The sequence below is a fragment of the Acetobacter tropicalis genome, from assembly GCF_030644465.1.
In the GTDB taxonomy this organism is placed as follows: Bacteria; Pseudomonadota; Alphaproteobacteria; order Acetobacterales; family Acetobacteraceae; genus Acetobacter; species Acetobacter tropicalis.
Genome location: NZ_JAUYUW010000001.1, coordinates 1,102,584 through 1,125,181, shown reverse-complemented (window position 1 = coordinate 1,125,181; position 22,598 = coordinate 1,102,584). Strand labels below are relative to the sequence as shown.

Here is a 22,598-nt window from a genome sequence, read left to right as displayed (position 1 = left end):
TCTCCTTTGCTTTCTGCCAGAAGGCCCCCTTTCATGAGCGCACCCACCCATCGCCTGACCCCGGATGATCTGCTGCCCGCCGTGCAGGGCGTGCTTGAGAGCGAGACAGATCTCATTGCCAATCTGGCCAATATCTCGGCCCTGGTGTTTGAAGCCCTGCCAGACCTCAACTGGGCCGGGTTCTATCTGCTGCGGCAGGGCGAACTGGTGCTGGGGCCGTTTCAGGGCCGGGTGGCCTGCACCCGCATTCCATTGGGCAAAGGCGTATGCGGCACCGTAGCGCAGAACCGGACCACGCTGGTGGTGCCGGATGTTCACCTCTTTCCCGGCCATATTGCGTGTGATGCGGCATCGGCTTCGGAAATTGTGGTGCCTCTGCTGGTGCATGGTCAGCTTGTGGGCGTGCTTGATCTGGATAGCCCCCGGCCCAACCGTTTCTCCCCCGCAGATCAGAGTTTGCTGGAGCAGATTGTGGCGCATCTGGCAGCCACTCTTGCCGCCAGCCCCGCCAGCCAAGGCGTGGAAAACGGAAGCCTCTAACAGCCTCGGCAACGTCCCTGCACGTCCGGCGTTCTGGCGCATGATCCCGTTCGCCTCCGTGGGGCGTGTGGTCTGCCGCGTTGGCTTCTGTTTCTGCCTTACCTCTACGGGTTTTTTAGAAACGGCAGCCCACAATACAGCCCTTGCTCTGACGGAAAAGGCGGATGGGCTGACATTTTTTGTTCTGGAGACTTGCATGGTTCCGCGCGTTCTTTCTTTTACGGCTCTTCTGCTTCTGGGGCTGCCTTTGGCAGGGTGCCACAGCGGGTCCTATGATGGGCGAAGCCGCTCCACCTGCCGGGGTGTGCCCCCGCACGGAACAATGTCTCCAGGGCCGGGGATGACAGGCCCCAACGGCATGGGCGGCCTTGGTGGCTCCGGCAGTACGGAGCACGGCCCCCGTCGGCATACGGACCGCAACTGTCGCGTTCAGTAAAGCCGGTTGAACAGTCTGCCAGCCAAGCCTGATCAAACGGGCTTGCCGTAACCAGCCTGCCACTCTTGCGCCATGATGTCTCGCCATAGTGAAAAGGGCGGTACGTCCCGCCGCTACCGTTTGAGGCCTGTTTCCTCTGTGAGTTTTCTGCGCACGCCACCATTCAGGCGCGGGACGCGCAAGCTACTTCTGCCGCATCCGGAAAATAGCGGATCAAGCAGAAACGCAACCGGGTTTGCAGGGCGGGTATATGGCCCGTGCAGGGGCAGGGGTTTGGCGTTCTCCCCTCAGGCGGCTATCATAGGCAAATAGTTCTGCCGGTTTGTATGGCAGCTTGAAGGATGTGAGACACAATGCGTCGAATGACAACTCTGGCGGCGGTAGCCGTTGTGGCCCTCAGCTCTGGTATTGTTGGCACGGGTGCGCCAGGCATGGGTTCCGTGGCGCAGGCCGAACCCGGGGGCTGCCTGAAATACGGGGCAGCGGGTGCCGTGGGCGGCCATGTGGTGCATCATGGTGTTATCGGCGCTCTGGGTGGCTGTGTGACCGGCATGTATCGTCGCCACGTATATCGCAAGGAAGCCAAACAGAAGGCCGCCCTGTACGATCAGGAACACCCCGGCGCAAAGGGCACGTATGAGGAAAAAGCCACGGCTTATGACGTGGAACACTCCACCCAGCCCGGCAAAATGACCGCTAACACGCCCGCTGGCACACCCTCTCCGTCCAACACTCCGGCACAGGGCCAGACCCAGTCCGCTCCAGCCGGACAGGATGATACCCACTTCTAAGACCTTGGCTAAAGAAGCAGCAAGGGAGGGCTGGTGAGAGAGTTTTGGAGGCCTGAAGGCGGATTTGAAGGCGCGATGCTGAGGCATCGGGACGGAAAATCCAACGCCCTCAGCTCCTAAAAACTCCACCAGCCCCATTGTTTAAGCAGCGTCTAACGGCACTGCTTGCGGGGCTATCCCGCCGTCCTGCCTTCTTCTGGGCCGGTTTTCCCCGGCGGGCGGCTTAAAAGCTTAGCCGGTTTCCCGCATCAGGCAGGGTTCTGCGTGGCATGTGTGTTTCATGCCCAACCCTTCCAATGTGTAGGGAAGCCCGTAAGGTCACGGGGCTTCATAGAGCCTGTCCTGCCAAAGACAGAGGAACCCCATCTTATGTTTTTTTGGCTGAAAGCGTTTTTGTCTGGCCTGATTATTGCCGCTGTCTCTTCCCTTGCGCGGCGATATCCCGGTTTCGGGGCGCTGGTGGCCTCCCTGCCGCTCATTTCCATTCTGGGCATGATCTGGCTGTGGCAGGAAACAAAAGACCCGGCCCGCATGGAAGCGCATGTGAGTGCCACGTTGTGGTACGTGCTGCCTTCTCTTCCCATGTTCCTGCTTATCCCGCTGGCCATGCGGAATGGAGTGCCGTTTTATGCCGCGTTGCTGGGCGGCTGTGTGGTGACAGCAGTGCTGTACCTTGTGGCTGTATGGTTGGCGGGGCGGTTCGGCATTTCTCCCTAAGCGCCCATTACCCCTGCTTTGCAGAAGGGGCAGGCAGGGTAATGATGGTTTCCGTTTTCACCATCGGGTCCACAGAATGCAACAGCGTGCTCAGCCCCCACTGGCGTTGATCAAACGTGGCGGTGCTGGCAATGGTGGTCAGTGTATTGCCGGTAAAGCGCATCTGCACGGCAAAGGTCAGCGGGTGGGTTTGTCCCCGCATGGTCAGGTTCCCTATAAGTTGCGTGTAAAGTTTGCCTTTTACAATTTTTGGCACGCAATGGCCCACATAATGCATGGCCGGGTGCGTATCACTATCCAGCATCAGGCCAGAGAGCATCACGCTGCGTAACACGGCGCTGCCCACCTTCAGGGAATTGACATCCATGGTCAGATCAACCTGACAGGTCTGTGCTTCCAGATCATAGGCCAGCGTGCCGCTGACAGTCTCAAAGGTGCCATCAATATCCGTCAGGGCGGAGCGAGCATGCAGCAGGGCCTGTGTATTTCTGGGGGTCAGCGTCACATGTTGCGTGGCAGCATGGGCGGAGGGCGTGCCCAGCATACCAGTACCTGCCGTAAGAAGAAAAGCTGAGGCCAGAATGGCGGTAAGCCGCATGTGGTTCATATCCCTTTCCTATAACATGCATAAAAACGGCTGATACCATGGCAGAGTTTCCGCTCTGCATGTGCATCAGCCGATATGCTGCCATGCGCTGCCACGCCACAGGTCGCGCCAGAAATCTGTGCCGTAGGGGCAGGGGGCTATTGCGCCAGTTGGGCGCGGGCTTCTCCACTTGGGTGCGCATGAGTGTGCAGGTTCACATACAGCGTGCCATTATGCAGCATGTCTTCCTGATCCTGATTGACGCTCACGCTCCCTGTCACCGGGCTCTTATACGGGCCATCAATGGAAATAACGGCCGGTGCATCATGCCCCTTGCGGGCGGGACCATGAAAATGGGCAGCAGTGACAGGGCCGCTCAGTTTGTCCCATGTTATGGAATAGCGCAGCACATGGGCCGCCGGGTAGAACAATGCGTCCACCCTGCCGGTGGGTTTGGTGGTCGTGCCGTGCTCGCCATAGAATATACCAGAAAACCGTTCACTGCGTTCGGCAAAGGCAGAGGTGTGTCCTGCCAGCAGGCTACCGCCCAACATGGCTGCACAAAAAAGGGCTCGGTGCTGAAAAAGCATGAATACGGTTTCCTTCAGCAAGAAAAAACAGGGCAACCCTTACGGGTTTTTCCTTCTCTAACGTCAGGTGTTCCGTACCGTTCCCGGCTGATTACTCAAAATCCCGCAAAATACCCTCATCATCTACCGGGCGTTGCGGTACGCGCTGGAAATGCACACGCGGTTGAATGGCGGTTTTCCTCATGGTCTGCTGAATGGTCTTGAGCCACCGTTGGGTTGCCGCATCATGGCGGGAGCAGCGTTGCTCGTTTTCCGGGGTGGAACAGGAAGAGGGCGTCATGCTCGTGCTCACATAAAAAGGAGAACTGCCTTCTTTTAAGCACTATTTTCTTGCACGCATGTGACGTTTTTTTGAAAAATCAGGCTCTTTTCAGTTAGGCTCGTTTTGCTTGACTGACCTGTACCAATTGGTACAGACTACCTGTTATATCAACCGGGCTATCCCGCTTTGCAGGAGTTTCCATGTCTGACCGCCGCCCGCCTCTGCCTCCGTTCAGCTTTGAAACTGCCGTGCAGAAGGTGCGCGCCGCTGAAGATGCCTGGAACAGCCGGGACCCCGCCCGGGTGGCATTGGCCTATTCTCCAGACAGCACATGGCGCAACCGCAGCAGCTTCATAAAAGGCCGTGCGCAGATAGAGGCCTTTCTGGTGGCCAAATGGCAACAGGAGCACGAGTACCGCCTCATCAAGGAACTCTGGGCCTTCACGGGGGACAGGCTGGCCGTGCGCTTTGCGTATGAATGGCGCAATAATGCAGGCCAGTGGTTTCGCTCCTACGGGAATGAGAACTGGGCCTTTGATGCCAACGGCCTGATGCACACCCGCCACGCCAGCATTAACGATGTACCCATAAAGGAAGCCCAACGCCTGTTTTTCTGGGACCGCGCCAGCCCCCGCCCGGCAGAGCACCCAAGCCTGTCAGAGCTGGGGCTGTAACGGATGGGAGAAAAAGCGGCTGTCCGTAACCGCCTTCTTCCCGCATTGGGGGAGGTGTTCCGCGCATATGGGTATGAAGGCGCAAGCGTTGCCCGCATGACCGCCGCAACAGGTGCAGGCAAAGGCAGCCTGTATAACGCCTTCCCCGGCGGGAAGGAGGAAATGGCGCAGGCCGTTCTGGCCTCTATTGATCGCTGGTTTGAAACCGCCATTTTCCAGCCCTTGCGGGATGACCCTTCCGCCCCGCAGGCCATCCGGCATATGTTGGCGCAGGTGGAACTCTATTTTGAATCCGGCCAGCGTATCTGCCTTGTGGGCCTGTTTGCTCTGGGTGATGAGCGGGACCGCTTTGCCACCCGTATCCGTGCTTATTTCGCCACATGGCAAAGCACCCTGACACAGGCGCTTGTGCGTGCGGGCCACCCACAACCGGCTGCCTCTACTCTGGCGGAGGAGGCCATCGCCACCATTCAGGGCGCTCTGGTGCAGGCCCGCGCCATGCAGGATTCAACCCTGTTCCCCCGCGCCCTCAGCCGGTTGGCCGCACGTTTGATTACGGTCTCCACGCCTGAACACCCTTTTGTCCTTTCCCCAAAAGAGCGATGATATGTGTGCCAGCACACAAGAATTGGCTGCGGGAGAAGCGTTTGAAAAGCCTGCCAGATTAGAAGGCGCTCCGTGTTGAAGAGCGGGGGCGGCAAGAAGCCCCTCTCATCTGTTGCGTCGCTGCTCCGGTAGCAGGCGCTTTTTTCTCCGTCATTATCTTGCGGCTGGCATGGCTATCTTTGCCGCTGACAATGCGGGAGACTGTACTGTCACTCATGCCATAATCCTTGGCTATGGCCCGAAGTGTTTCTCCATTCTGTCGCCTTTGGGCAATTTCCCGCCGCTGTTCCTGTGTGATACGGGGCGGGCGGCCCATCCGTTTGCCTTGCTGGATAGCCCTTGCGCGCCCTTCTGAAGTACGGGTGCGGATCAGGTCCCGTTCCACGTCGGCCAAACCACCCAGAACCGCAAGCATAAGCCGTCCTGTGCTAGTGCTGGTATCTGTCCACGGTTCTGCCAGAGAGTAAAACTGCGCTTTTTTGTCAGTAATGCTCTTCACAATAGCAAAAAGGTCAAACGTGCTCCGCGCCAATCTGTCCAGGCGCGTAACTACCACGGACTGCCCTTCCTTTAGTCCGGCAATCAGTTTTCGCAGTTCCGCCCGTTCGGAATCCGCGCCACTCGCTTTTTCGCGGTAGATCCTGCGGCATCCAAATTCCTGAAGAGTTTTTATCTGAAGTTCCAGAGTCTGCCCGACCGTACTGACACGGGCGTACCCCACTTTTCGTCGAGATGGGAGTGTATTCATCAGCGCCTAAACACACGAAAACACAGAGAAGTTTCTTGTCAAACTCTTAAGTTGCGCAAGCAGAAACACCGCGCGCCTCACATTTAATCAGATATAGATATTACTACGCTATTCAAATAGTTAATGCAATAGAAACATAATTTGGATGGTAAAAATCTAACAAAAAATTTCTGCGCAACTTAAGATTTGGGAAAGGATAGTTATAAGTGGCAGTTAAATGGTCGGGGAACGCTCAGAATATAGCCTGGTGGGACCGCGATAACTGGGAGGATACTTACGGAGGCCAGTGGATTAATGGCGTTTATACGGAAAGCTATGTCCCGCAAGATATAAATTACGCCTCGGTTATAATCACTGGAACGGAAGAAAACCCGACTACGGTAGACTATGACGCCAGTAAAAGTCAGGAAGCCGCCACCCAGGTCGGCAGTCTGGAAATTGGGGATAACGCAACGCTGACCGTCTCTGGCGTGCAGCCAAGCGGGCAGTATGCGTTTAACGTCAATAACCTTGATATTGCGCAGGGTGGTGAACTGGATATCAACACCACCAGTCAGGTTTTTCTGGGCAACAACCCGGAGATAGACGGCCTTCTCAAAATCTCCAATGCCGCGGCCCTTATAGATAGTCACAGCATCAACGGCAGCGGCGCGGTTGTTCTTGATAATGCAACCCTGGGCAGCACAACGTCCTATATGGCTGTGGGCCAGAACCTGACAACAGTGCTGGAAAACGGCTCAACGCTGTACATCAACAATGCCGCGGCCGGTAAGAGCATTGAGGTTGATAATACCAAAAACTACATTGTTCTTCAGGATTACAACCAGACAGTCAGCACGCAGATATCCGGTTATAATGATAACACGGTTATCCGCATTGAGGCTGGCGGCCACACGCCTGTCTCTGCGTCATGGTCCAGCAATGGCAATGGCAGCTATACAATTTTCATCGCTTTTGACAATTACGGCAACGGTATCAAATTCACGGATGTTGTTCTGGATACGGACCCTGTCTTTACCATAGGCACCTTTAAAATCACTCAGAATACCGATGGGAGCTGGGATGTGGTGGACCCTGCCACAACGGACGGAACACCTGTCACCTTCAACGCCACAACAGATGCCGCCAACTGCTATCTTGCCGGAAGCATGATCCGCACTCCCAAAGGAGATGTGGCTATTGAAGACATTCTGGTAGGGGACAAGATTGTCGCGTTTGACTGGAGAAACAACCGAGACATCATCCGTCCCGTTGTGTGGGTTGGAAAAGGGCGTGTTACCGTCAACCCTACCCTGCCGGATGATGAGGCAGGGTGGCCGGTCCGTGTCCTGAAAAATGCTATTGCCGATGGCGTGCCCTACAAGGACATGCTCATTACCTCAGAACATTGCCTGTTTTTTGAAGATAAATTTGTGCCGGTGCGCATGTTGGTCAATGGCGTATCCCTGTTCTACGATAAATCTTTTCCTGTGTACGATTACTACCATGTGGAAACAGATCCGCATTCCGTTATCACCGCAGATGGCATGTTGACGGAAAGCTATCTGGATACCGGCAATCGTGCTTCCTTCGTGCAAAATGGCAAAGTTGCCGTGCTACGTGGGAAAACCCGCTCCTGGGGCACGAACTCCGCAGCCCCTCTGGGGGTGGACCGTATTTTTGTCGAACCTTTGTTTTACAAGCTGAAATGCCGTGAAAACAAAGTCAACGTCACAAATGTGCAGACCGAGACCATCCATATCAGCAATGATCCTGATCTGCTCCTGCTGACAGAAAAAGGCGGCACTATTCGCCCCCTCCGGCGTGAAGGCCCGGTTTACAGCTTCATGCTGCCATCGGACATCACATCCGTCCGCCTTGTGTCCCGCACCAACCGCCCGTGTGACGTGATAGGCCCGTTTGTGGATGATCGTCGCCCTATGGGGGTCGGTGTGGAAGACGTACAGTTGCTGGTGGTGAAAGGCCCTTACAAAATCACCTCTCATCTGCACGCGCGTAAGCCACAGGGATGGTATGAGGATATGGGCGGCAATGGCGTGGCATGGACGGATGGAAACGCCGTGCTGCCGCTGGGCAATTATCTTCTGGGTGGAAAAATAGGTATGCTGTCCCTCAGAATCCAGACCGCAGGGCCTTACCAGATCAAGCTACAGGCAGACACAGGGATAACGGCGCAAACCGTCTGATCCTGCTGCGTTTTATTGCGCGCTTTGCGGGTGGGAACCCGGTGCGGAGGGCAGCTCTCCCTCCGCCCGTGCTTCTTCCAAAGCTTTTTGCGTCAGGCGGGCTTCATTCTTTTTCAGGAACATCCCGCTGGCCACCAGCCCAATGGCGGTCAGCACGCCAATGGCAATGCCGCTGGGGCCGGATACTTCAGAAATCTTCTTGCCCAGCGCGTACGTGCCCAGCGCATAGCCTCCAGCCCAGCAGGTACCCCCCAAAGCGTTGAAAACCATAAAGCGCGGCCATGCCATCTGGCAGGCACCGGCAAGAATGGCCACAAAAACCCGTAGCAGGGAAATAAAGCGGCCAATAAACACAATGGCGCTGCCATGGTGGCGGAACAGATACTGCCCCAGAATCAGCCGGTCTTCTGTCAGGCCAATGCGCCCGCCATACTTTCGCAATAGTGGCAGCCCGACCTTACGCCCGATCAGATACCCGAAATTATCGCCAATCACTGCGCCCAGAATGGCCGCCAGCGCCACGCCCTCAATTGCCAGATGGTGGGTTTTCAGGCTGTACAGAGACGCCGTGATAATACAGGCCTCGGCAGGCACGGGCACGCCCATGCTCTCCATCATCACCATCAGGGTTACAATGCCATACCCGTAATGCTGAAGCAGATGATCCAGATGATGCAGCAGGGGTCTTGATCCTCAGTTCAGGCGCACGCAGGCGCACGGACAACGTTAACCGGTGCCCAAGCCACCGCATTTCCCGCCCAGTATTGCTGGGGCAGGGTGCCCTTGGGTGCTGCGGAGCATGAGGGAAGTTGCCCTATCAGGAAAGGCAGGCTGGTGCATGGCTGTATGTACGGTTTCTGCATCCGTCAGCCCGCCTTGCAGAATCCTGTTGCCAGTTTTTTATCACGGGCGTATAGCGCAAAATAAGAACAAAAATAGAACATATATCGTTCTTCAAGAGGCTCCCATGTCCGAAACCCAACATATCGTGTTTCAGCCTTATTTATGGAAAAATCATACGCTCCAGCCCGGCACTCCCATCGCCTGCCGTAGTGTGGAAGACGGTCAGCGCCGCATGGACAAGGCCCGCGCCGGGCTGCTCAGTCTGGATGGCGCGGTGCTGGTCCGTATGGCGGTGGATGAAGATTTGGGTGACTATGGAGAACCCGAATATCTTGCCACCATGGGCGATATTCCCGGCATGGAAGATGATATGGCCGCCTGAGCGGCATGTTTGCTTCCGCACTGCCTGCGTTGGCGGTGCGGAAAGCTCCCGATGGTTCAGAACTGGTGGCGCAGGGTAAACATGCCGGAGAACGGCGCACCATAATAGGCCTGATCCCAGTAGAGGGAGGTCAGATATTTGTGGTTGGTAATGTTGTTCAGCGTGCCCGTCATTTGCCAGTGCTTGCCCAGATCATAATGCACCATCAGGTCCACCAGTGCGTAACTATGCTGGCGGGTAATAATCTCCCGGCCAGTGGTTGTTGAGGTCACGCCCTGATCACGCCAGATCCGGCCCTGCCATGTCACGTTGGCCCCTACCCGCAAATGTGGCACATACGGCACCTGCCATGTCAGCGCGGCGTGTAGGGTCTGGCGTGGTACATAGGTGCGTACGGGGTTGCCGTCCTGATCATAGATTTTCATGAGCGACCCGCCCGCCATGATCTGGAGGTTGCGGGTAATCTGGCCGGAGATATCAAACTCCGCTCCGGCAGATTGCGCATTGATGGGCTTATAATAGCTCTGCCCGTCAAAGAAGTAGCCAGCAGCATCCGCCAGATGGTTCTGGTGAACATGAAACCCGGTGAGGGAGACATTCAGCCGGTTGTCAAACCATGCGGCTTTTACTCCACCTTCCAGATTATCCCCGTTCACCGGCCCCAGAATCCGGCGGTTCTCATCCAGTTCAGACTGCGGATTGAAGATTTTCGAATAGCTGATGTAAAATGTGTAGTGTTTCAGGAAATCATACGTAAACCCGGCAAAAGGGGAGGGGCGTGTTGCGGAATAATTGCTGGGCACCCCGTAACTGTAACCCGTGCTTTCAGCATGGGTCAGGTTGGCCCCGCCAAACAGATGCGCATTGCGGAACGGGTTGAGTCGTAACACGCCATACAGGCTCTCACGCGTCTGGTTAAAACTGGCGGTTTCATCATACGCGGTAAAAGGCGGCTGGGGGTAATTGCCATTCCATCCTTCCAGCGGGGGCAGGGCCGTCCCCACATCCGCCGAGTAGTTGGACAACTGGCGCGACCGTGCAGACGCCGCATTCACCCCAAACACAAGCTGGTGCGTGCGCCCCCCTATATTGAAGGAGCCTGTGGCGGAAAGATCCCCAATCCATTGGCTTTCTGATCCCGTATAGCGGGAGGGATAGCTATACAGGCCCAGTCCGGTTTCCCGGTCAGGTGTGCCGTAAGTGTAAAACAGGTTGCCATCTGTTTGCATGACCCGGTGGAAGGCATACAACCGCACTTTCCAGTGAGACCCGATCTGGCGGCTGATATCCGCAAACATCTGCGAATCCCGGTTGTTCATGTAAGACCATTTTGCCGCCGAGGACGTCGAGCGGCTGTAATGCGTGGGCGATCCATCCGTATAATACAAAGGCAGCGCGCCCCACATGGAACTGTTGGGGTTGTTCTGCTGCCACACATAGCCCAGCCGTACAGTGGTATATTGGTCCAGATCGCCTTCAACCGTGCCATACACAACGGTTTTTTCCTGAGAGTAACGTTTGAGGTAGGACTCTCCATTCTCATACACCGCAACCAGCCGCCCGCGCAGGCGGCCGGATGCAATAGGGGAGCCGGAAATATCCCCCACCACGCGGCGCTTGGCCCATGATCCCACGGTGCCTTCCACACTGGCCTGAAAATCCCGCGTGGCGCGCTTGCGGGTGTAATCCACCGTTGCGGAGGGATTACCGGTAGAGGACAGCAGGCCATTGGCCCCGCGTAGCACGGTCACGTTGTCATAGATCGCAGTATCAATCGCGCCGGTCTGCGTCCCTTGGGAAAAAGGCAGCCCAATGCCGTCATACTGATAATTGGAAACATCAAACCCACGGGCGGAGATATAGGTGCGGTCCGTTTCCACACGCTGCACGGTTATACCCGTGGCGTGGCCCAGGGCGTCATTGACATTCTGGAGTGTGAAATCATTCAGAAAACGGCGTGTCAGCACCGTTACGGATTGCGGCGTCTCACGCAGTGTCAGCGGCAGGCGGGTGGCAACCGTAGTGGCCTGCACTGTCAGCGAGCCTGTCTGTTCGGACGGGATCAGCGAGCGCTTGCCCAATACATCCACATGCTCCTGCGTTTCCGTTTTCTTTTTTGTGCTGGCTTTGTTTTTCGCCTCGGCAGAGGGACTGTGTTTGCTGGCAGGTCTTTCCATACCGTCCTGCGCACGGGCAGGCATTCCAGCAGCAAAGGGCACAATCATCAACGTGGAAACCAGCAGAACCGCGCGCATTCTTATCCTCATTCGTGAGAGGCTGCTGAACCCCCCGCTCTGCTGGTGGGTGCAGGGGCTTTCAAAACAGCGTCTTGTGTGCGGGCGGCACCGTAGTGAGATAAGGTTAATACTGCAACTGATTCGCAATAACTTTATGGAGGGGACTCTCTCAACCAGAAAGAACAGGGGCCTCGGCAAAACCCCTGTTCAACATTTCAGAAAAAGGTAAGTGTTTCAGAACACCTGCCGCAGGCGAATGGTGCGGTTATCAGCAGTTTCCAGTACCAGCGTCGTGCCATCCACATGCCAGCGGGTCACAGCCTGTTTGAGGTCATTGAAGCTGCGGGAGAGTGCACCGCCCGGGCCCATACATGCCATCATGGTGCTGATCCCGCCTGCTTTTGAGGCTTCCACCCGGCCTTTGGGGCCGAATGTCAGGCCACCAACATAGCGGTTGCACCCATCAGAACCGGAAACCTTGCCCGTTGCATTCACGTCCAGCGTAGGGGCTACCAACGGCGGCTCATGGTCATGGTTCGGCTGGTCCGTTGTGCGGTCTGCTTCGGTAGGGGCATGATTGCTGGCGGCAAGAGGCTTGCCGTTCAGGGTTGTGACAACCCAGCGTGTGTCATTCAGGCTGGCCGGACCTTGTGAATCCCCGCCACAGCCCTGCAATGTGCGGCCCTGTAGCGTTACGCGCACCTTCTCCGTAAAGCGCTGGTTGCTCATGCTGTCCGTGCAGGTGCCCGGTGTCATCACCGCTTTCAGATCCTGGGCTTCATAAATCCGTTCGCCAGAGTCCGTGTGTGCATGCGTCACCGCCCGCACCAGTTCCGGGCTGCCCGGCTGTTGCAGCGTAAGCGTATTCTGCGCCAGCGTCAGATGCCAGAACGGCTCATTGCCAGAGGCCTGATATACGGCACCCGCCGCGTGGGATGACGCCACCGGCTTTGCCTCCTGCGTGGCGCACCCCACCAGGAACCCGGATGCACACAAAGCAGCCCCCGCCACCCCCATGACTCTGATGGAGCGTACGCCGCGCTCCTTCGCGCCACCAGCCCCTCGCCGCACCACGCCCTGTCTGCCAGAAGAAAGCCTGAAAGCCCGCATGATCTCAGTCCTGTCTCGTGTCTGTTCCATCAAACAAGTGTGCCGCAGAACCCGCCCGCTGTTAAGGAAGAGTTTTCTGCCCAACCCTCCAAATGAAAACAGGCCCCGTTCCAAGGAACAGGGCCTGCATGTCGTCTTCTGATCTAACAAGAGATGAGGTTTGATTAAGCATTTCTATTAAGGGACGACCATAAGCTGTTGATGTTGGGTCGTTTAACAAGAGGGAACTGGTTAATTTTTTTTTAGGATATAGTTAACAGAATCGGTTTGCTTTTTAGAAACAAAAGATGTTAGGCAAATTCTGTCCACCCTGTAGCAGGGCTATAGCCTGATCTCGAATCTAGGAAATTAAACAATGGCCTACGTACCGACCGTCACTCTTTATAATTCAGATACTCCTTTTGTAGATCCAGTAACTCTTAGTGCCACAGATGGTACAATCGAAATTGATAGCACTTATAATAACTACCAAATATCTGGAGGTACCTACGGGGCGAATGTAAACATTGACTCTGGTGTTACCCTAGCTATTGGAGGTCAGAGTTCCAATGTATGGAATATTGGATCTGCTGCTCAAGGTTATGGCACTAACGTTAATGTAAGTGGTACTATTACTTTTACGAGTAACGTCAATTTAAGTGGTGGATCTTCTATTAATGTTGAGGACGGTGGTGTTGTTACTCTTGGTCCGCTAAATATGGCGGCTGGAGCATCTGTCGTTGTCAATAATGGCGGTCACTTGATTTTAAATGGCGTAGGAACAACCACCACAGGTATATCCTTCGGCACGGAAGGCGGCACTATTGAAGTCGCTTCTGGTGTGTCTCTTTCTATCCTGTCCAAAATTACAGGCATCAAAGTGGGTGATACAATCATTATTGATGGTGTTACAAGTAACGGCATCAGTGAAACGGATGATGGCGTTTACACCCTGACGCAGAATGGTACGGAACTTCAGGCCACAGGCCGTTTCCAGCCGGTTCTGGCTAACGGTGTAGAAGGCTTTACCGTTTACACGGATGCCAACGGAAACACCATCCTGACGGCAGTAGACTACTCCAACATCTGCTTCCTTGCTGGCAGCATGGTTCGCACCCCAGAAGGCGATGTTGCGGTAGAAAACCTGCGTAGCGGTGACCATGTTGTTGCTCTGGTCAATGGGCAGAATGTCACGCGTGAAGTGGTCTGGACGGGGGTTGCACACGCCAAGATCAAGGCGGACATGCCTGACGATATGGCTGGCTATCCAGTCCGTATTCTCAAGAACGCGTTCGCTGAAGGTGTTCCCTACAAAGACATGCTGATCACGGCGGAACATTGCCTGTTCATTGATGGCAAGATGGTTCCGGCCCGTATGCTGGTCAATGGTTCGTCCATTTTCTATGATCGCTCCATCACGGATTATGACTATTACCACGTTGAAACGGCCGAGCATTCTGTGCTGACGGTTGATGGGATGCTGACTGAAAGCTACCTGGACACCGGCAACCGTGCTGCTTTCGTTTCCAACGGAAATGTTGTGTCTCTGGGCCGTGCCAAAAGCTGGGCAGAAGATGCCGCAGCCCCGCTGGCCGTCAGCCGTGATGCTGTAGAACCCATTTTTGCAGCTCTCGCCCAGCGTGCATCTTCCATTGAAGGTCGTCGGGAAGAAACCCAGACCTACACAATGACCACGGATCATGATCTGCACTTGATCACCAACACGGGCGCAATCATCCGCTCCGTGCGTGAAAAGGCAGGCCGCGTTTCCTTCATGCTGCCTACCGGTGTGAACAGCGTGCGTCTGGTGTCCCGCTCCAACCGCCCCAGCGATGTGATCGGCCCGTTTGTGGATGATCGTCGTCACCTTGGCGTGCTGGTCGGGGAAGTGAGCGTTGTGAATGCGGATGTCACCCACAACGTGACAGCACACACGGACACGGAAAACCTTTCCGGTTGGTATCCTCTGGAAGGTGCTGACTACCGCTGGACCAATGGCAACGCAGAACTGCCGCTGGGCAAGGCTGTTAACGGAATGGGCATGCTGAGCATCCAGATTGTGGCTGCTGGCCCCTATTTCTCTGAACAGAAAATCGAAGGTCAGTCTGCTCTTCAGGCCTGAACTGTCAAAGATCGTTTCTTCCCTCATCACGGGGGGAGAAAGTGACAAAAAAGCCCTCAGGAACCTGTGTCCTGAGGGCTTTTTTCTGGCTTCGCTCCAGCCTCACCCCATCAGCATCTCGGCCCGCACCACCTGTACGCCTTCGGCGCGCAGCTTGGCTGTCACGTCATCCGGTGGCGTTACGGCGCTGGCGCAGGCATCGGCCACCACGCAGGTTTCAAACCCCAACGCCATGCCGTCCCGTGCCGTGTGGCTTACACACACATCGTATGCTAGTCCGCACACAAAAATGCGGGTTATGCTGCGTTCCTGTAAAAACCCTTTCAGGCCCGTGGGGTTCTGGCCAGCGTTGTCGGCAAAGGCGGAATAGCTGTCCACATCCTGCGCCATGCCTTTGCGGAATATCGCCGTAAGGGGCTCTGGCCGCAGCAGGGCAGCCAGTTCCGCGCCCTCCGTGCCCTGCACACAATGCACCGGCCACGGTCCGTTCTGGGCCGGGAAGGAGCAATGATCCTGCGGGTGCCAGTCCTGCGTGGCCACCACGGCCTGAAAGGGCAGGGCGGCCAGCCGGTTCACTACTGGAATAATCCGGTCTCCATTGGCTACGGGCAAGCGGCCGGAGGGCAGAAAATCGTTTTGCAGATCAACAATAATCAGCGCGTCCTGCGGGCCTGCACGCATGGTTCGGTTCCTTGGTTAATGCTGTGACACCTCCGCAGGCTACCCGCCCTTGGCCCCAAGGGAAAGATCACGCAGGGCCGGGCGGAAACGCGGCCATGTTCGGGCTTATGTTGCTGTTTTGCCCCCTGTGGTGTTTATGGAACACACAACATACCAGAGCAGGAAAGACACACGCAGGACCATGAAGATTCAGGGCTACAATTTCTTCTGTGACATGCCCGAGGATATGCAGTATCTGCGCCGGGAAAGCCCCGATGAACGCTTCATTGAAGAAAACATGATCTTCATCCTGCCTGACAGGTTAAGAAAATTCCGGAAAAACCTGTGGCATGTTCGCAAGAACGCCGGGGCAACGCACGTCTATATCCCGCTCTTTCGCGTCAAGACCCTCCTGGCCAGCGAGGCCGCAGCCGGTGCGGTGCCAGAAGGGTATGAAGGCCCGTTTGATGTGTTCCCCTTCTACGCGCATACTTCCAAACGCCGCAGCCGCTCGCTGGATTACTATCTGCTGTTCATCTTTCGGGATAAAACGTCCTTCGTGAAGTGCAAGCTTCTGCTGAACGCTACTGGCGCAGTCTAGAGCGCGCGTTTCAGGCAAACGGGCAAGAAGGGCTCACCCCTTCCATCAGTCCTGCCGCCAGTGGCAGGGCCGGTCCGCGATGCGAGGCGCTGCCTGATTGCAGCCATATGGGGGCTGGCTCCATGCTGCCTGTGGCAACGTGAATGCAAGTCCGGCTTCCGCTCCGCAAAGTGGCTGTTGCGGGCCGCCCGCGCTTCTGCTACTGCACCGCCCAGACATCAAGAGTCAGGCCTGTCGCCTGACACCAACCTGCTCCCGGCAAGGTGGTGCCTTCACAAACGTGAAGGGATGTGGCCAGACCGGCAAAAACGGGCATAGTCACACACTCATCTCCTCGCTACCGGAGCCGCACGTCAGAAAGGACCATGAGTGTGAGCCAGCAATTTGCAAGTGACAACTACGCCGGAATCTGCCCGGAAGCGTGGCAGGCCATGCAACAGGCCAACGAGGGCTCTCTCACCGCCTATGGCGAGGATGAGTGGACAACCCGCGCCGCCAACGCCTTCCGCACCCTGTTTGAAACAGATTGCGAGGTCTTTTTCGCCTTCAACGGCACCGCTGCAAATTCGCTGGCGCTGGCCGCGTTGTGTCAGTCTTATAACAGCGTAATCTGTTCTTCTTTCGCCCATGTGGAAACGGATGAATGTGGCGCGCCGGAGTTCTTCTCCAACGGCTCCAAGCTGCTGGTCGCCCGCACGGAAAACGCCAAACTCACCCCGCAGGATGTGCGCACGCTTGCCACCTGCCGGACAGATATCCACTACCCCAAGCCGCGCGCCGTCACCATTACCCAGCCCACGGAAACGGGCGAACTCTACACGATAGAGGAAATTAGCGCCCTTTCCGCCACCTGCCGGGAACTGGGCCTGCGCCTGCACATGGATGGCTCCCGCTTCGCCAATGCCTGCGCCGCCCTTGGTTGCACCCCGGCCGACATGACATGGAAAGCAGGCGTGGATGTGCTGTGTTTTGGCGGCACAAAGAACGGCATGGCCGTGGGTGAGGCCATTCTGTTCTTTGACCATGCTTTGGCCGAAGGGTTTGATTACCGCTGCAAGCAGGCCGGGCAACTGGCCTCCAAAATGCGCTTCCTGTCTGCGCCGTGGGTTGGCCTGCTGGAAAGCGGAGCATGGCTGCGTAATGGTGCGTATGGCAATAGCTGCGCGCTCCGTCTGGCCCATGCCGTGCGTGACGTTCCGGGGCTGGAACTGATGTTTCCGGTGCAGTCCAATGCCGTTTTCCTGCGTGCGCCGGAAAAGGTGTTCATCGCCCTGCAGGAACGCGGCTGGCGCTTCTATACCTTTATTGGCGGCGGCGCGCGTTTCATGTTCGCGTGGGATGCAGACCCCGCCCGTGTGGATGAACTGGCGGCTGATCTTGCTGCCTGTAGTGTATGATCTCAGAGCATTTACTCGCCATCCAGGCGTTTTCCATGTCGGCCCTGCCGCGCCTGGATATTGTGGCTACCGGCGTGTTTGCCATCTCCGGCGCATTGCAGGCAGCCCATGCCCGGCAGAACCTCGTCACCTTCGCATTCTTTGCGGCGGTTACAGGCGTGGGTGGTGGCACGGTGCGAGACCTGCTGATAGGCGCACCTGTTTTCTGGATGCACGCTTCCACTCCACTGGCGGTCTGTTTGCTCATGGCCATGCTGGTGTGGTTCACGCCAGCCCGCCTCTGGCCCCGTCACGCCATAGACTGGTTTGATGGTATGGGCCTTGCCGCCTATGCCGTTTATGGGGCAGCCAAGGCACAGGCTTACGGCATCCCTTGGGTGCCTGCCGCCATTATGGGCGTGGTCACCGCCTGCATGGGCGGCATCTTCCGCGATGTCCTGGCCAATGTGCCTTCTATCGTCATTCGGCCCGAACTATACGTAACGGCGGCGGCTCTTTCCGCTGGCAGCTATGTGGGGCTGACCGCCTGCGGCCTGCCCATGGTGGCCGCCACAGGCATCTCCTTCGCCGCAGGTTTCCTCCTGCGTGGCGCGGCCATCCGCCACGGCCTGAATCTGCCGACTTACCGGCGGTAGAAAACCGGTCAGTAAGCTCCGCTCACATCACTTTTTGCAAGCGTGCGGCGGCCGGGTTCACGGCCGCACGCAGTGCGTCTTGCACCGCCTGTTCGGAAAACTGGTCCCGCACAAACTGCCGCCCAGCCTTGGAGGCCGTTTTGTAGAAAGCCTCCTGCTCGTGCGCAGCCACAATAAGCGCAGCCAGCGTTTTTGCATCCTGCCCGATCAGGTTTTGCAAAGTCTGAGGCAGGAACAGACCTTCTGCCGCTACAGGCGTCATGACACAGGGTAGGCCCGAAGCCAGACTGTCCAGAACCTTCCCTTTTATACCAGCACCAAAGCGCAGCGGCGCCACACTCAGGCGAGCGCCATCAAATACGCGGGTTAGATCCGGTACATGGCCCACCACGTCCACGTTACGTCCCGCCAGAACCCGTATCGTGTCGGGCATTTCAGCACCAGCCAACACGCAGCGGATATGAGGAGCTGTAGCCCATACATGGGGCATAATTTCGGTTACCAGCCACCGTGCTGCGTCAATATTGGGGGCATGGCCATAATTGCCTACAAAGATAACTCCCTGCCGGCGCGCATAGGCTGGCACACGGGGGCGGGCAGTTACAGCCCAAGGTACCACATGGACAGGCATATGGGGCAGCATATCGGCCAGCAGCGCCGCTTCCTCCGGTGAGTGGCTGATCACGGCGTCCACCTGCCGCATGGCGCTGTATTCTGTGTCTTTCATACGCCGGGCCTGTGCCAGCAGTTCCGGGCGGCACTGTACCTGTGCCTGCCGTGCCAGCCTGACAAAATGCAGATCGGCCACACTGTAAAGGACGCGTCCCCGTTTCTGGAATTGGCGTACCAAGCCAGTATAGCGTGCAGCGGTTTCCACCCGATGCAGATAAATAACGTCAAAGCTATCAGCCTGCCTGCGTAGCACATCTTCCACAGAGGAATAGAAAGGTGCGGTCATAACCTGCACGTGTGGCAACGTTTTCAAAGTGCTGGTCCCTTCCAGCATCTGGTCTGCGGCCACAAAGCTGATCTCATACCCCAGAGCAGCACAGGCCCGTATGTGGGAGAGTACTGCGCAGGAGCCCGCATCCCGTCCTGCGTCAGGCAGTCGCGTATCAATAACCAGCATACGCTTGCGGCGAGTGGGGGCAGGGGTTGCCGCCCGCCGTTGCCGTGCTGCAGAAATACGGTGCGCTGCCATACCGCTCTGGTGTGCGGCGCGTGCGCTTTTCAGGCGCTCGGCCTGCGCCAGTAGAAAGTGGAGCACATCGTCCTGCTGTGGTTGCCCTGCGGCGGCGGCCACAGCCTCTTCCACCGCTTTTTCCACTGTGTGGTCAAACGCAGTGGCCGCAGGCAGCACATGGGGTTTGCCCAGTAATGCGCCATCCTGTTCCCGCCGTATTTCAATCACATGCTGCGTGAAAGGGGAAAGACTGGCAGGCAGAAGCACGTTGAACCCGCACCGCTCCGTGGGGCAGGCCCCAGCCCGTTTAACATCCGGGCGCAGACCATTTGCCACAAGGGTCGTCAAAAGCTGGCCATTATCCAGAATCTGCAACGCGACAGGTTCATCCGTTTTTTCAGGATTATAAGCCCACCCGGCGATGTTTTCATGACTGACACAGTCCACAAACCCGTTCAGCGGCCCGCTGGGCTGCACGGGAATAACGGTATGCACGGGGCTGTGCGCGGCCATATCCATTATCCAGGGGCTGTGCCCGATAGCAGCGTTATCGTCCGTGCGGCGCACTTCCAGCACATGCCGCACAAAGGGGCTTAACCCTCCGGGAATATCAAAACTGAACCCGCAGTTATCGCCTACATCCGGACGCGCCTGATCGGCCACCGCTTCTCCCAGCACTCTGCCGTTATCCAGAATGCGCAGGCGTACCGGCGTCCGGCTATTGGGCATACGGGCCCACCCGCGCAGATGTGTGCGGGTGGCAACGTCCAGATAGCCTTCCAGAGGTCCCGTCGCAGGGGGAGTCTGCGTCTCCTGTGTGTTCAGGCGGCGGCGAATGATCTCCAGCGTCTGGCCTTCTTCCACACGGGGCGCGCAATATGTGGCGGGGGTTGGCAGAGCATCCGGATAAAGCCGGGCATAGTCAGCCGCATTGTGGAACATCCCGCGCGAACCATCATCTACAAAGGTCTCGGATTCCACACCATTTGCCAAAATGATGTCGTGCTTTTCCAGTTCAATATGGAAATAGGCCACTTCATCCATGGCCTCTGCCTGCACAATGGATGTTCCGTTTACCAGATGCACTGCCGGCACCAGAACCTCATCCAGATACATGGCATGCAGCGGAGAAACAGCCAGATCCTGCCGGGGCAGCGCATGGCCGTGCGCATCGCATCCCAATGCGCCAGCCTTGAACACCACAGGCAGCACATCTCGGTTCCCCGTAGCAAACTGCCCGGAATAGGCGCGCCGCCCAATCCAGCGGATGGGTTGGTACCCATTGAAACGGGTTTTGACCAAATCTCCAATTTTCAGAGCTTCAACCCCAACCTCTCCGGCATCAGTCTCAATAAGCGTGCCACGACAGTAACAGGGTGTTCCTTCTTCAAGGATGTATTGCTGGTTGCCGGAATCCCCATAAGTCTCCAGTTTGAAAGAAGAACCATGTCCTTTGATTTTCAGAAGGCTTACAGCATTGGTAACGTAGTTGGTGCTGTAAAGGACACCATCCTCTATGCTTACCTGGGCTTCATCCATAGGGAGGGTGAGGATAGCCCCTTCGTCAATCGTAACATTTTCAAAATCAGCGTCCCCAAGCCCCAATGTGGTGCCTGAGGTAATTTCAGTATTTTTGATGATGCTGCCACCTCCAACGTCTAGAGACGCGTTCACGAGCGTCAGATCAGAGGCACTGGCATTTTGCATTTCGAGGGATGCATTGGAAAAGGTTTGCGAAGAGACACTTGCTCCAGATGTCAGATCTTCTAGTGCTCCGTTTTCAAATATGTCTCCGGTGGTGGTGGTCCCACTGCCGCCAAGATAGAGGCTTGCTCCAGACAAATAGGTGTTGGCGGAAATAACGGCGTTCGGGTCATCGTCTATATTGGCCAGAGCGTGGCTGCCTATAAACGTATTATGGTCTATTTCTCCAGAGACGGAACGGTTCAACTCCATCCCCGCATCTGTGAACGTGTCGTGACGAACAATAGTTGGAACCGCACCAGAAGAGGTAAAAACACTGGGCTGCTCTACATAAAGGTTAGCCCCGGAGAGAAAGGTGTCATTGGTGGTGGTGCCACCCCATATTGTCTCGGTCGTCCCGTTGGAGAAGGCATTGCTGCTCGTTATGCCGCCATCAACCCCGATCTGTGTGCCGGATGAGAAAACACTGTTTTCAATTTTTCCGCCCATTCCCGCAGAAAGCTGCGTGCCGGATGCTCCAGCATCCAACGTGAGGACCGTGCCGGATTCAATCACCAGAGACGAGGCTGATCCACCACTGGCAACGTGAATGTTCATCAGAACGTCAGAAGCACTATGGCTGGTGTCTGTGGTTGCTGCTGTCAGAACGCCACTGGCAAGGCGCCCGCCCGATAAAATATCAACTTCCGTCTGATCCTCGCCAGACGCTGTGTATTTTATACTCGACAGCGTCCCGTAATTCTGGATCTCCGTAGCGCTGGTCAAGGTTAAAGAGTTGATGACCGTATCGGGCGTAATCAGAAGTTCAAGAATGTCATCATCAGGGTTGGGCAGATCAGACAGATCAACAGTTTGAATGGGGGCACTGCCTGACATGAAGCCCATCTGCTCAATCACGTCATTATCGGTGGTGACCAGATACCCAGCGCTGCTGCCGGTAACATTGCTGGCCGAGGCACCGGGTTCGGCAAAAAAGAAGGCTCCGCTTTCAACTGTTGCGTTCTGTACGGTGTTTCCTGAATCAACAAGGAGCACCCCGCCGGACTGTACAACAACGCTGGATGCTACGGCCCCTTTGTCCGCAAGTTCCATATAACCGCCGCCCCTGACGGTCGTGTTGTTTACAATGGCATTGTAGTCGGTGAAGAAGTTGCCGCCGGAAAGAACGGTCGTGTCGTAAGCTGTGGCCGTTGGGGCAAAAGCGCTCTCATCATTCCCGATCTCGGCTGAGCCTCCGCTGGAAATTACCAGTGCAGACGTCGTGCCGCTTCCATCAACCCATACGGTTCCTTCATTGCCGACTGTGGCGCTGATACTCACGCCGCCGGAATAAATCTCCTGATCTCCATCATTTACCTGCGTGCGCAGGCTGCTGCCGTAAACATCCTCTTCCCCGCCTGTGTCTTCATCATCTGCTGTATGGCGCAGGGAAGGATCAAGCTGGGTATCAATGGCAGTGCCACCTGCCTGAACCGTTAAAATCTGATCATCATTGATAATCAGACCAGAAGAAGACTGGGCAGAGGCAATAATGAGAGAGGAGGAAGTGCTGTCAGACATGAGGATTCCAGAGCAGGCGACATCAGATGATCTGGAATTAATGAACTAT

At 56.4% G+C, this 22,598-nt stretch carries 21 protein-coding genes and 1 riboswitch; of the genes, 12 read left to right on the top strand and 9 right to left on the bottom strand.

The genetic code is table 11. The features are described 5' to 3' along the window. Positions 1-33: 33 nt before the first annotated feature. The 4 genes from QWU00_RS05080 (at position 34) to QWU00_RS05065 (ending at position 2,484) form a co-directional block, all read left to right on the top strand. Complete coding sequence (locus tag QWU00_RS05080; RefSeq protein ID WP_035378323.1) at positions 34-540, top strand: GAF domain-containing protein; 507 nt, start codon at positions 34-36, stop codon at positions 538-540. 40 nt (positions 541-580) lie between these two features. Continuing rightward, positions 581-976 carry a hypothetical protein gene (locus tag QWU00_RS05075; protein ID WP_035378325.1) on the top strand — a complete coding sequence of 132 codons (396 nt, stop codon included), beginning with the start codon at positions 581-583 and terminating at the stop codon, positions 974-976. A gap of 353 nt (positions 977-1,329) precedes the next feature. Beyond that, the gene (locus QWU00_RS05070; RefSeq protein WP_035378327.1) at positions 1,330-1,767 is read left to right on the top strand and encodes a hypothetical protein; all 438 of its coding nucleotides are present in this window, start codon (positions 1,330-1,332) and stop codon (positions 1,765-1,767) included. 369 nt (positions 1,768-2,136) lie between these two features. Beyond that, complete coding sequence (locus tag QWU00_RS05065; RefSeq protein WP_035378329.1) at positions 2,137-2,484, top strand: DUF3147 family protein; 348 nt, start codon at positions 2,137-2,139, stop codon at positions 2,482-2,484. 7 nt (positions 2,485-2,491) lie between these two features. On the opposite strand, the gene QWU00_RS05060 is transcribed toward QWU00_RS05065, so the two are convergent. From QWU00_RS05060 to QWU00_RS05050, 3 genes are all read right to left on the bottom strand, one after another. Then, positions 2,492-3,091: a YceI family protein gene (locus QWU00_RS05060; protein ID WP_035378331.1), complete on the bottom strand. Its 600-nt coding sequence runs from the start codon at positions 3,089-3,091 to the stop codon at positions 2,492-2,494. A gap of 137 nt (positions 3,092-3,228) precedes the next feature. After that, on the bottom strand, positions 3,229-3,660 hold the full coding sequence (locus tag QWU00_RS05055; protein ID WP_035378475.1) for a CHRD domain-containing protein: 432 nt from the start codon (positions 3,658-3,660) through the stop codon (positions 3,229-3,231). Positions 3,661-3,751: 91 nt separating this feature from the next. After that, entirely contained in the window at positions 3,752-3,940 is a 189-nt protein-coding gene (locus tag QWU00_RS05050) for a hypothetical protein (protein WP_035378333.1), read from the bottom strand. A gap of 182 nt (positions 3,941-4,122) precedes the next feature. On the opposite strand from QWU00_RS05050, the gene QWU00_RS05045 reads away from it, so the two are divergent. Continuing rightward, positions 4,123-4,596 (top strand): nuclear transport factor 2 family protein, encoded by a 474-nt coding sequence (locus QWU00_RS05045; protein WP_035378335.1) that lies wholly within the window; start codon positions 4,123-4,125, stop codon positions 4,594-4,596. Positions 4,597-4,599: 3 nt separating this feature from the next. Further along, positions 4,600-5,202 carry a TetR/AcrR family transcriptional regulator gene (locus tag QWU00_RS05040; RefSeq protein WP_035378337.1) on the top strand — a complete coding sequence of 201 codons (603 nt, stop codon included), beginning with the start codon at positions 4,600-4,602 and terminating at the stop codon, positions 5,200-5,202. A gap of 58 nt (positions 5,203-5,260) precedes the next feature. Here QWU00_RS05040 and QWU00_RS05035 read toward each other — a convergent pair whose 3' ends face one another. Further along, positions 5,261-5,950, bottom strand: coding sequence for a recombinase family protein (locus QWU00_RS05035; protein ID WP_231551608.1), 690 nt, complete (start codon positions 5,948-5,950; stop codon positions 5,261-5,263). Between the two features lie 206 nt (positions 5,951-6,156). On the opposite strand from QWU00_RS05035, the gene QWU00_RS05030 reads away from it, so the two are divergent. Then, the gene (locus QWU00_RS05030) at positions 6,157-8,136 is read left to right on the top strand and encodes a Hint domain-containing protein (protein WP_052051186.1); all 1,980 of its coding nucleotides are present in this window, start codon (positions 6,157-6,159) and stop codon (positions 8,134-8,136) included. 12 nt (positions 8,137-8,148) lie between these two features. Here QWU00_RS05030 and QWU00_RS05025 read toward each other — a convergent pair whose 3' ends face one another. After that, positions 8,149-8,760 carry a DedA family protein gene (locus tag QWU00_RS05025; RefSeq protein ID WP_187668522.1) on the bottom strand — a complete coding sequence of 204 codons (612 nt, stop codon included), beginning with the start codon at positions 8,758-8,760 and terminating at the stop codon, positions 8,149-8,151. 343 nt (positions 8,761-9,103) lie between these two features. Here QWU00_RS05025 and QWU00_RS05020 point away from each other — a divergent pair, with 343 nt between their 5' ends. Beyond that, entirely contained in the window at positions 9,104-9,361 is a 258-nt protein-coding gene (locus QWU00_RS05020) for a hypothetical protein (protein ID WP_035378338.1), read from the top strand. 56 nt (positions 9,362-9,417) lie between these two features. Here QWU00_RS05020 and QWU00_RS05015 read toward each other — a convergent pair whose 3' ends face one another. Together QWU00_RS05015 and QWU00_RS05010 are read right to left on the bottom strand one after the other, a co-directional pair. Continuing rightward, the gene (locus tag QWU00_RS05015) at positions 9,418-11,616 is read right to left on the bottom strand and encodes a TonB-dependent siderophore receptor (RefSeq protein ID WP_052051187.1); all 2,199 of its coding nucleotides are present in this window, start codon (positions 11,614-11,616) and stop codon (positions 9,418-9,420) included. A 216-nt stretch (positions 11,617-11,832) separates the two neighbouring features. After that, positions 11,833-12,708: an META domain-containing protein gene (locus QWU00_RS05010; RefSeq protein ID WP_231551609.1), complete on the bottom strand. Its 876-nt coding sequence runs from the start codon at positions 12,706-12,708 to the stop codon at positions 11,833-11,835. 355 nt (positions 12,709-13,063) lie between these two features. Here QWU00_RS05010 and QWU00_RS05005 point away from each other — a divergent pair, with 355 nt between their 5' ends. Then, complete coding sequence (locus QWU00_RS05005; protein WP_081938965.1) at positions 13,064-14,809, top strand: Hint domain-containing protein; 1,746 nt, start codon at positions 13,064-13,066, stop codon at positions 14,807-14,809. Positions 14,810-14,911: 102 nt separating this feature from the next. Here the strand turns inward: QWU00_RS05005 and QWU00_RS05000 are convergent, their stop codons facing one another. Further along, positions 14,912-15,490 carry a nicotinamidase gene (locus QWU00_RS05000; RefSeq protein WP_035378341.1) on the bottom strand — a complete coding sequence of 193 codons (579 nt, stop codon included), beginning with the start codon at positions 15,488-15,490 and terminating at the stop codon, positions 14,912-14,914. 181 nt (positions 15,491-15,671) lie between these two features. Here QWU00_RS05000 and QWU00_RS04995 point away from each other — a divergent pair, with 181 nt between their 5' ends. From QWU00_RS04995 to QWU00_RS04985, 3 genes are all read left to right on the top strand, one after another. After that, positions 15,672-16,070 carry a hypothetical protein gene (locus QWU00_RS04995; RefSeq protein ID WP_035378343.1) on the top strand — a complete coding sequence of 133 codons (399 nt, stop codon included), beginning with the start codon at positions 15,672-15,674 and terminating at the stop codon, positions 16,068-16,070. Positions 16,071-16,280: 210 nt separating this feature from the next. Further along, a riboswitch (SAM-I-IV-variant riboswitch) is annotated at positions 16,281-16,390 on the top strand. 45 nt (positions 16,391-16,435) lie between these two features. Next, a complete protein-coding gene (locus tag QWU00_RS04990) occupies positions 16,436-17,467 on the top strand; it encodes a threonine aldolase family protein (RefSeq protein ID WP_035378345.1) in 1,032 nt (343 codons plus the stop codon). Positions 17,468-17,502: 35 nt separating this feature from the next. Next, the gene (locus QWU00_RS04985) at positions 17,503-18,102 is read left to right on the top strand and encodes a trimeric intracellular cation channel family protein (RefSeq protein ID WP_231551610.1); all 600 of its coding nucleotides are present in this window, start codon (positions 17,503-17,505) and stop codon (positions 18,100-18,102) included. Positions 18,103-18,124: 22 nt separating this feature from the next. Here the strand turns inward: QWU00_RS04985 and QWU00_RS04980 are convergent, their stop codons facing one another. Beyond that, positions 18,125-22,549 (bottom strand): Hint domain-containing protein, encoded by a 4,425-nt coding sequence (locus tag QWU00_RS04980; protein ID WP_035378348.1) that lies wholly within the window; start codon positions 22,547-22,549, stop codon positions 18,125-18,127. Between the last annotated feature and the right edge of the window lie 49 nt (positions 22,550-22,598).